This is a genomic window from Bacillus sp. JJ1609 (genome assembly GCF_036967045.1).
Classification (GTDB): Bacteria; Bacillota; Bacilli; order Bacillales; family Cytobacillaceae; genus Mesobacillus.
In genome coordinates this window covers 1-9341 of record NZ_JBALSS010000038.1, presented here as the reverse complement: position 1 = coordinate 9341, position 9341 = coordinate 1, and the positions used below count along the sequence as shown (strand labels likewise).

At 39.6% G+C, this 9341-nt stretch carries 9 protein-coding genes; 4 read left to right on the top strand and 5 right to left on the bottom strand.

The window, feature by feature from the left end:
• Window positions 1-80 precede the first annotated feature (80 nt).
• On the bottom strand, window positions 81-1823 hold the full coding sequence (locus tag V7654_RS21965) for a DEAD/DEAH box helicase (protein ID WP_335432978.1): 1743 nt from the start codon (window positions 1821-1823) through the stop codon (window positions 81-83).
• A gap of 319 nt (window positions 1824-2142) precedes the next feature.
• On the opposite strand from V7654_RS21965, the gene V7654_RS21960 reads away from it, so the two are divergent.
• Complete coding sequence (locus V7654_RS21960) at window positions 2143-2517, top strand: nucleotide excision repair endonuclease (protein WP_335432977.1); 375 nt, start codon at window positions 2143-2145, stop codon at window positions 2515-2517.
• A gap of 128 nt (window positions 2518-2645) precedes the next feature.
• On the opposite strand, the gene V7654_RS21955 is transcribed toward V7654_RS21960, so the two are convergent.
• The 4 genes from V7654_RS21955 to V7654_RS21940 all read right to left on the bottom strand — a co-directional run bounded on the left by V7654_RS21955 (window position 2646) and on the right by V7654_RS21940 (window position 6153).
• Complete coding sequence (locus V7654_RS21955; RefSeq protein ID WP_335432976.1) at window positions 2646-3245, bottom strand: response regulator transcription factor; 600 nt, start codon at window positions 3243-3245, stop codon at window positions 2646-2648.
• Complete coding sequence (locus V7654_RS21950) at window positions 3242-4381, bottom strand: sensor histidine kinase (RefSeq protein ID WP_335432975.1); 1140 nt, start codon at window positions 4379-4381, stop codon at window positions 3242-3244. The genes V7654_RS21955 and V7654_RS21950 overlap by 4 nt, the downstream gene beginning before the upstream one ends.
• Before the next feature lie 219 nt (window positions 4382-4600).
• A complete protein-coding gene (locus V7654_RS21945; RefSeq protein WP_335432974.1) occupies window positions 4601-5635 on the bottom strand; it encodes a fatty acid desaturase in 1035 nt (344 codons plus the stop codon).
• A gap of 212 nt (window positions 5636-5847) precedes the next feature.
• Window positions 5848-6153, bottom strand: a complete 306-nt coding sequence (locus V7654_RS21940) for a hypothetical protein (protein WP_335432973.1) — start codon at window positions 6151-6153, stop codon at window positions 5848-5850.
• Between the two features lie 145 nt (window positions 6154-6298).
• On the opposite strand from V7654_RS21940, the gene V7654_RS21935 reads away from it, so the two are divergent.
• The 3 genes from V7654_RS21935 (at window position 6299) to V7654_RS21925 (ending at window position 9138) form a co-directional block, all read left to right on the top strand.
• Window positions 6299-7138 carry an SDR family oxidoreductase gene (locus V7654_RS21935; protein ID WP_335432972.1) on the top strand — a complete coding sequence of 280 codons (840 nt, stop codon included), beginning with the start codon at window positions 6299-6301 and terminating at the stop codon, window positions 7136-7138.
• A 93-nt stretch (window positions 7139-7231) separates the two neighbouring features.
• Window positions 7232-8158: an ABC transporter permease gene (locus tag V7654_RS21930; RefSeq protein ID WP_335432971.1), complete on the top strand. Its 927-nt coding sequence runs from the start codon at window positions 7232-7234 to the stop codon at window positions 8156-8158.
• Window positions 8155-9138, top strand: coding sequence for an ABC transporter permease subunit (locus tag V7654_RS21925; RefSeq protein ID WP_335432970.1), 984 nt, complete (start codon window positions 8155-8157; stop codon window positions 9136-9138). Before V7654_RS21930 ends, V7654_RS21925 begins: the two co-directional genes overlap by 4 nt.
• The last annotated feature ends 203 nt before the right edge of the window (window positions 9139-9341 follow it).

The following is a 9341-nucleotide window of genomic DNA, read 5'->3' as shown; positions in this document are numbered from 1 at the left end:
TTCTCGAAGTGAATTTTATTCTTATCCCCAAAAAATAGACCGTGTACTCACGGTCTATTTTCTTTATTCTCTTGTTAATTTTATTTACTTCGGCGGTTTTGTGCACCGGATTTTTTGTTTATCCCTTTATTGCTTCGTTCACCCTGTAGTGAAGGTTGTTTGCTTTCTCTACCGGAGCCAGAGCGTGCTTGGGCTGAAGGTCTTTCCCCACTTCTTCTTTCGAAACGTGGTGTTGCGTCGCGATTTTCATTGCGCCCGCTTCGTTGGTCCCTTCCATACTCCTCATTTCGCCTTGAGCTTTCTCTTCTTTCACCGGCTAATCTGCTTGAACGCGAATTTGTGTCCCTTTGTGGTCTTTCCTGCTCCCGGTTTCTATCAGCTAGATTTGGCTCTCTTCTTTCATTTGGTTTCCGAGGGCGTTCGTCTCTGTTTCTGCGGAATGGATCTTCCCCAGTTCTGCTCCGGTTTGCTCTTGAATCACCGCGGCTGAATCTGTCTGTCGTGATTTTTTCTCCTCTATGATCCCTCTCAACGCTGCGGGAACGGCCAGCTCTATCCTGCGGGCTGCTGTTAGAACGTCTCGACCGTGTGTTTTTCCCTTTATAGTCTTCGTTTCTGCGATCACGATTACTTGAATTGCGATTATCTATTTTATTTCCAGATCTTCTGTTTTCTTCTGGATCGTCTCCCCCTGCTTCCGCGCTCCGCGCATTGCCGAAGTTCTTCTTTTCAATTTTAAGCTTCAAATCAGACTCAATCATTTCCAATAGTGGCTTATCTTTGGGTGAATAGAAAGTTACAGCTATTCCCTCACTTCCAGCTCTCCCGGTACGCCCGATTCGATGGATATAACTCTCAGTATCAAGAGGCATGTCATAGTTGAACACATGCGTGACACCTTCAACATCGAGACCCCTGGCCGCTACATCCGTTGCAATTAAGTATTGTATTTTCGCTTCACGGAATTTTTTCATGACTTGCTCTCTTTTTGCCTGTGAAAGATCGCCATGAAGTTCATCGCAGTTAAAATTGTTTGCTTTTAGCCCGTCATTCAGCTTGCTAACCCTTCTCTTTGTCCGGCAAAAAATAACCCCTAAGAAAGGCTGATACATTCGTAATGATTCCATTAAATCGTTTTGTTTAGCTCTGTCGACCGTACTGATTGCAATCTGTTTGATATTTGCCAATGGTGCTTGCGTTTTTTCTATCTGGATGTTCTCAGGCTTGTACATATGTTGTTTTGCGAGCTTACGGATTTCATCCGGCATTGTTGCAGAGAACAGCAAAGTTTGCCTCGTCTTCGGGGTTTGCTTGATGATTTCTTCTACTTCATCCAAAAAACCAATATGAAGCATTTGATCTGCTTCATCCAAAACGAGAAAAGCAGCTTTTGAAAAATCGACAGTTTCCCTGCGAATATGGTCTAGCAGTCTTCCGGGAGTGCCAATTACAATATGAATATTTTTCTTAAGTTTCTTTAACTGGGATTCAACATCTTGTCCGCCATAAACAGCAAGTATATTTACACCCTCGATATGCTCAATTAATTTTTGTATTTCATTAGTGATTTGCAAGGCAAGTTCTCTTGTCGGAGTGACAATCAATGCCTGAATGTTTGGGTTATTAGTGTCCAGTTTCTGAAGAATAGGCAGTACAAATGCGAACGTCTTCCCCGTTCCAGTCTGCGATTGGGCAATAATGTCTTTTCCATCCAGTAATAAAGGAATTGCTTTTTCCTGGATGGGCGTCGGATCTGTAATCCCATGTATTTTTAACGTTTCCGCAATTTTTTCTGAAATGCCTAAAGATAAAAAGTTATTCAAATAAAATCCCTGCTTTCTTTAATCGGTGGAAAGTATATTCTTCATATTCCCAACCATCCTTCTAATTATTGCTTTTAGATTAAAAAAATAGCAAGAGACGATTTAAATGAATTTAAAAATCGAAACCCTTAAATGAAAGAACAATGAAGAACCACTATATTTATTCACCGCATTAACGCACCGGGGGTCTGACCCCCGATGCGGTGGTGTGATAAAGCGGCAGGGGTCAGGCGTCTTTTTATTGGGTATGATAATATATGTGGATTTTAAATTTGGCGTGTGGTACGATTTATTAATTGATGAATAGGAAGTGATTTAATTGATTAAAATCGAATTACCATCACCTGATGTTGTGATTACTAGAAGCAAGCAACTAGGTGAAAAGGTTGAAGCAGTTATCAGCAGTGAATATGGATTTACGGATTACCACCGTATCCCAAGGGATAAAGGCGGAATCATCATGTTTTTCAATGCCGATGATGAATTGATGTATGTAGGGAAAGCGCGTAAGCTTAGACCGCGTGTGAAAAAGCATTTTGAAGATACTGTTTCCCCTATCAAGAACCATCGCCACGAGGTACACAAAATCGCTGTATGTACTGTTGAAGATCCGATGGACAGGGAAATCTATGAAACATACGCGATTAATACCTTAAAAGCGAAATACAACATCGACAAAGTCTTCTATAAATAAAGTCATAAACTTAGCGGCTTAGTTGGTTAAAAGAAACAAACCAGAAACCCGCCGGAAATAAAGAAAAGTGCCTGGCCGCATGTATTTAAAAACATGATGGTTCAGGCACTTTTTTTGCGCTCTTTTTGTTATTTAAACCACCCTTTTTCCTTCGATTGGGTGATGGCTTCAATCCTGTTCGTAACTTCGAGTTTATCCAGTATGGTTGAGATATAGTTGCGAACCGTACCAGCCGTAATGCTTAGCTGGCCGGCGATTTCTTTTGTATTCTTCCCATCGGCGACAAGCTCGAGCACTTCCATTTCCCTTTCGGTCAGCGGGTTTTCCTCACTGTATACATCGTCCATCAATTCAGGAGCATATACTCGCCTTCCGCCCATGACGCTGCGGATGGAGCTTGCCAGTTCTTCGCTTGGACTGTCCTTCAATAAATAGCCACTAACTCCTGCCTTCAATGCTCGCTGAAAATAACCGGATCGTGCAAATGTAGTTAATATTATAACCTTGCAGCCTAGCCCTTTTAATTCCTCTGCAGCCTCCAGACCGGTCTTACCCGGCATCTCAATGTCCATGATACAAACATCAGGCTGCAGATTCTTGGCGAGAGAGACAGCTTCTTCCCCGTTGCTTGCCTTTCCCACCACTTCCATATCATCCTCAAGACTTAGAAGTGAGCCCAACGCTCCAAGCAGCATGCGCTGATCCTCTGCAATTACAATCCGAATCATATCAGGTCCTCCCTGTCAGTTTGCTTTAATACTTTAGGTATTTTAATAAAGAGCGTTGTACCCTCATCTGTAAAAATTTCAAGTGTACCATTCACAAATTCGAGACGTTCCCTCATTCCTAGCAGTCCGCTTCCTTTGTTAAAATCCTCATCCGTTATCTTGCCAACTCCGTCATCACGGACTTCTGCGATCAGCTCTTTTTCAGTCTGATTTATGGTGATTGAGCATACTGTTGCTTTGCTGTGCTTGACCACATTGGTTACTGCTTCCTTTAAGCACATGCTAAGAATATTTTCTGAAAGCAGCGATACATTGTTCACGTTGAATTCATCATCGTTGCCTACGAACTTGATTTCGGCTGCTTTAAGGATTTGCTTCACATGGATCAGTTCTTCGCGAACGCGGATTCCTCTCATCTCAGCTACCATTTTCCTTACCTCATTGAGGGCAGTCCTGGCAGTTTGCTGTACATCCTTCAATTCATCTCGGGCTTGTTCAGGATCCTTATAAATTAATTTACGGGCTAAATCAGATTTTAGTCCAATCAAAGAAAGCTTTTGTCCTAAGGTGTCATGGAGGTCTCTTGCAATCCTCTGCCTCTCCTCTATTTTCACCAGGTCAGAAATTCGCTTGTTGGCATCTTCAAGCTTTTCTTCCAGCTGGCCTCTCTCTTTTTTGTTAAAAACACTGAATGGCAGGAGAATGACACTGATCCAGACTATCACGATGATAGGCAGCTGTTTGATAAAAAAATCTTCCTTAAAAACAATTTCCAAGTTAATGACGATGGATGTTCCCACCAAGTGAATGAAATACAGTACAAGGAACGGAATTCGATCTTTTAAATTACCTATAAAGTAAGCGATGAAAAAGGCGAAATAAACATAGCTGAACAAGCTGGCTGAGGCAATTGAAATACCTATCAAAATACATGTCCACAAATAAACTGTCCAGCCTCTGGATACGAATGCCAGCCAGTAAACAAGAAAGAACATCAATGTCAGGATAATACCAACTACTTTTCCCATAGTAGTTGGTAATTGCCAGATGAAATAAAAAGGCAATATTCCGAGAATTGTCCATATATAAGGAGATATGCCTGTGCTTTTTAGTGAATTAAAAAACTTTTTAAACATGATAAAAACCTCTGCTTCATAATAATCCCACTCATTAATGATGTTTTTATCTTATCATATCGACCTCAAATTAGAGTTGCTTCACAACGAATATATGGATAAAATATCATAAATTCCAAGATGTTAACATAAAATTACTCCCCTCACTCCAGACTGCATTTTTCGCAAAGCTCTTTTAGGCTTTACAAAATAAACAGTACTGTAATAAGGGGAGTTGTTTTATAGTTCTGGCTTAGTCTGAGCCGTCATTTTGTTTGAAGTTGTTAAAGCTTTCATCTCTTTAAAGCCGATGAACTGCTTTTGTTTTTCATCCCAAAGGCGGAAACGCAGGGATGTTAAGCTCGTTGCAAGCGTGATCGTTGGTACATTTTGCAATGGCTTAGTATTATTGTGAACTTCTTCAAGCTTATAGTTCGGTACACGTGGGCTCAAGTGATGAACATGGTGGTAACCGATATTACCCGTAATCCACTGAAGTACCTTTGGCAGCTTATAGAAAGAACTTCCTTCCACAGCAGCCTTCACATATTCCCAATCTTTGTCTCCTTCAAAATAAGAATCCTCAAATGTATGCTGTACATAGAACATCCAGATTCCAAACATCCCGGCAAGGAAGAAGATCGGTCCTTCTACCATTACAAATGATTCCCAGCCGATTGCCCAAATCAGCAAGCCGGAGATTCCAAAAATCAAAACGTTGGTAAGATAGGTATTTAATCTTTCTTTTAGTCTTGCTCCTTTACGGTTAAAACGGTTAGTGAACAATACAATATAAATTGGTCCCAATACAAACATAACAAAAGGATTGCGGTACATTCTGTAAGCTAGCTTCTGCCAAGTTGGAGCAGCCATATATTCATCAACTGTCATAACCCAAATGTCTCCAGTTCCTCGCTTATCCAAGTTGCTGCTTGTAGCATGGTGGACTGAATGTTCGTGTCCCCACTGGCTGTATGGAAAAAGTGTCAATACTCCAGTTAATGTGCCGACAATCTTGTTGGCTGTACGGTTTCTAAAGAATGAATGGTGTGTGCAGTCATGGAATATAATGAAAATCCTGATCATAAAACCTGCTGCAAGAACAGCAAATGCCAGTGTCAGCAAATAAGATATAGAAAGGCTTTGATAGGCCAAAAACCACAATGCCAAAAATGGTACAATCGTATTCAGTATTTGAATGATACTAGCTTTCGTGTTTGAATTTTCATAAGGGGCGACCTGTTTTCTTAGTTCTTTTGCGTTGTGAGTTGCCATCTTGTTTAAATTCCCCTTTCGGATTTGTTAGTTAACCAAATTATAAACAAGGGAAACACTCTTGTGCAGTAGCAGGTGTCATATGTGACACATGATAAATGTCATGTTTTGAATAAAAATTCATCAAAAACCTTTATTTATAGCGTTTTTTTCACTTAGTACCAGGTAATATTATTTGCTATTTATTTTTAAGGATTCGTGTTTTTTATCAATTATTGATTTCTTATGAAATATTCCTTCTGCCATGCTACAAACTGCGCATTAAACTCACTCTCTTCTATCCATGTCTGCATGTGATTAGGAAATTTACTTTCCGAATCTGAAAAAACGGCTATTTCATCAAGCCTAGGTGGATAGGGAGTTTTTTGAATATGAGCATGCAGCTTAGCAAGCACACCGTTGTAATCAAGCAGCTCACAATGAGAAATCCATCTTGTGACTGTTTCACTTTTAATAATGATCAATGGGTATACGGCCTCAATTAAGCATAAGAGATTTAATGCTTCTTCTTTTGTCATAACTTTTGCTCCTGAGTAATTTTTTTAGAAAATCCACAACATAACAGTCTCCCCTGTTAACACGTAAAAATACATGGATAAATGGTGCAATCACCTTTTACACGGTAAAATAAATGTAAAAGGATTAATTACAGAGGAGAATAAAATGAAAAATGCAATTGTGACTGGTTCATCAAGCGGCTTTGGCAAATTGATTGCAATCGAGTTAGCCCAATCAGGTTTTAATGTTCTTGCTACAATGCGGGATCAAAGTAAAGCGGACAGTCTGCTGCAACTTGCAGCGGACGAAAATGTCAAGAAGCGTATCCAAGTGTTTACGCTTGATGTAACTTCAACTGCTTCTGTCGCGGAATTTGGCGAATATTTAGAGGGATTCAATTCAGTGGATGTACTCGTGAATAATGCCGGCTTCGCTCAAGGAGGGTTTTGTGAGGAACTCACATTGGAAGCTTACCGTCAACAATTCGAAACAAATTTCTTTGGAGCGGTTGCTCTCACTCAGGCTGTCCTCCCTGCCATGCGTGCCCAGGGATCAGGCAAAATCATTAACATGAGCAGTATCAGCGGCAAATTTGGTTTTCCTGGACTTTCTGCATATGTATCATCAAAGCATGCCTTAGAAGGATTCAGCGAAAGCTTAAGGCTTGAGCTTAAACCTTTTGGCATCGATGTCTTCCTTGTTGAGCCGGGATCTTATAAGACAAATATCTGGTCGAGCATTGAAAATGTCCAATTGCAGGATCAATCACCATATGAATCATCTATGGTTGCGATCTTGAACGAGGTTAAGAGTGGCGAAGCAGAATATGGAGATCCGCGTGAAGTTGCAAAGCTGGTTGCAAAAATTGCTGGTGATAAAAGCGGAGTAGAATTTAGGTTCCCAATTGGCAAAGGTGTAGCCAAAACTATATTCATGAAAAATCTGCTTCCATGGAAAACGATTGAGAAAATTGTCCTGAAAAAACTGTATAGAAAGCACCGATAGACTCCTTTCATCTGAAGGGAGTTTTTTTAACAATTAAAAGGATTTTTTTACCAGCGTGGAGAACATTAAGAAGTCTGAAAGGAGATAATACATATGAAAAAAGGTATTTTGATTTTATTTTCATCATTACGCAAGGTAACATATTACATGCTTTTGTTTGCAACATTTATTTTTGGAATAGGATTTTTTCTTTCCTTTGTATCCTTATTCGATTTAGGAAAAAAGCAAGGTGAACATTTAAGCTTGTCCTTCAAGCGATTTTATAATGATTTTAAAGAGGTTCTGAGTCAATTAAAGGATATCAAGTCACAGAGCTTTGAGGACTATGTAACAAATTCACAGGTGCTGGATGGTTATATCCATTCCTATACCATTCTTGGAATTTCTCTTGCCATCATTATCGTTGGCGGATCTCTCATAGCTTTTACTGTCATGTTGTCCCCTTATAAATTAAGGAAAAAGCTACAAGCATTCCTTGATTTATTTGAGGGACTCCCTGACCTAATGTTTATTTACGCAATTAATATGCTGAATATCTTTCTCTACAAAGAATATAATATGAAAATTTTTACTATGTACGGGCTTGGTTCTAATCAGCCTATTGCTTTTCCTGTCATCGTCATTTCATTTCTTCCAGCTATCCTATTTGGGGTATTCCTGTTGAAAAGTATGGAAGATGAAGAGCAGGAACTTTATATTCAAGTGGGCCTTTCTAAGGGTCTCACAAAGGGTTATCTGTATTCCGTCCACATGATTCGGAATATCCTGCCTGTTTTCATGCTTAAATTCAGGTCCATTCTATACATGTTACTCTCTAACCTGGTCCTGGTAGAGTTTATGTATTTTTATGAACAGGCGCATACCTCTATTTTAATAAGGCATGTATTTATGGATGACCATGTCTTGCTGCTGATATACAGCATTATTATGCTGATACTTCCTGTCATACTTTTTGAGTACTTGGTCAGAACAATCGTTAAATATACTGTAGTCAGGAAACGAGGTGAAATTCAGCTATGAGGCCGAAATCATATAAAAAAACGAAAATTAGCTTAAGTATTTTACTAGTGATGCTAATTGCAAGCTTCTTATACGACTTTATTGGTCCTGACGATTACCGGACAATGATTCACAAACTATACGATGAAAATGGGAAACTCTTAAAAGCCCCTCCCTACCCTCCAAGTTCAGATTATTTACTAGGTACAGACCGGGATGGCCGAGATAATTTAATGCTAATAATTGATGGAATAAAATATACATTTGCTGCGCTTGTTGCCGTTTCTTTTCTTAGAGTTGCAATCGGTACTTTAATGGGTATTTTAATCGAGAATTGGCTGCCTGCTTTAAAACCTTTTATTAAAGCATTTTTCCTCCCATTTCAGTACGTCCCAGTCCTGTTGATCGGCGTATTCTTAATGAATGGTTACCTTTTTGGGTACAATGAAGTTCCTGTTATCGTAAAGATTGAGTATCAGCTGATAGTCTTGTTCGTTTTGGGATTTCCAACTGTTTTTTTCTTCACAACTGATTTTATTAAAGAAATAAAAACAAAGTCATTTGTGACAAGTTCCTATTTATTAGGAGGCAGCAAATGGCATATCATGGTGAAACAGATATTGCCCCATCTTAAGCCTCAACTGGCATTATTGTTTGTCCAGCAGGTCCTCCAAACACTGCAAATCATGATGGGTTTGGCAATGTTCAGCCTTTTCCTTGGTGGGCCGCATAAAGAAACGATTTATAATACCCATTATAAAAAATCAATATCGAACGAACTAGCAGGACTTACTGGCCAAAATTTCTGGTGGCTGAAGTATGCATCGTACATCGCGATAAGCTCACTGTTAGTATTACTGATCATTTTCCTGCTGATAATTATCATTAAAAATGAACTGGTCACAAATATGGAAGGTAAAAATGAAATGGTATTCAAATCATCATCAAAAATGAAAAAAAGGAAATCAGAGCTTACCACGATAAAAGGAGTAAGCAGTTAAACAACCTTTATGTTTTAAAAGAAGTGGCAGATGCCCTTCTTTTTTTTATAAGATAAGAAAATTCACTTCGAGAAATGTCCAGCTCTAGCGCCTAGCCCCTCGAGTCGCTTGTCTGGCTGCGGCTCCTAACTCCTCGAGACGCTTCGGTCCTGCCAATGAAGTCAAAGAGCGACTTCACTGTCAGGCCCTCCAGCGCTTGTCGG

Excerpts from the sequence above, each read along its gene's own strand:
- V7654_RS21955 (WP_335432976.1), bottom strand. The coding sequence starts at position 3,245 with ATGATTCGGATTGTAATTGCAGAGGATCAGCGCATGCTGCTTGGAGCG.
- V7654_RS21950 (WP_335432975.1), bottom strand. The coding sequence starts at position 4,381 with ATGTTTAAAAAGTTTTTTAATTCACTAAAAAGCACAGGCATATCTCCT.
- V7654_RS21945 (WP_335432974.1), bottom strand. The coding sequence starts at position 5,635 with ATGGCAACTCACAACGCAAAAGAACTAAGAAAACAGGTCGCCCCTTAT.
- V7654_RS21940 (WP_335432973.1), bottom strand. The coding sequence starts at position 6,153 with ATGACAAAAGAAGAAGCATTAAATCTCTTATGCTTAATTGAGGCCGTA.
- V7654_RS21935 (WP_335432972.1), top strand. The coding sequence starts at position 6,299 with ATGAAAAATGCAATTGTGACTGGTTCATCAAGCGGCTTTGGCAAATTG.
- V7654_RS21930 (WP_335432971.1), top strand. The coding sequence starts at position 7,232 with ATGAAAAAAGGTATTTTGATTTTATTTTCATCATTACGCAAGGTAACA.
- V7654_RS21925 (WP_335432970.1), top strand. The coding sequence starts at position 8,155 with ATGAGGCCGAAATCATATAAAAAAACGAAAATTAGCTTAAGTATTTTA.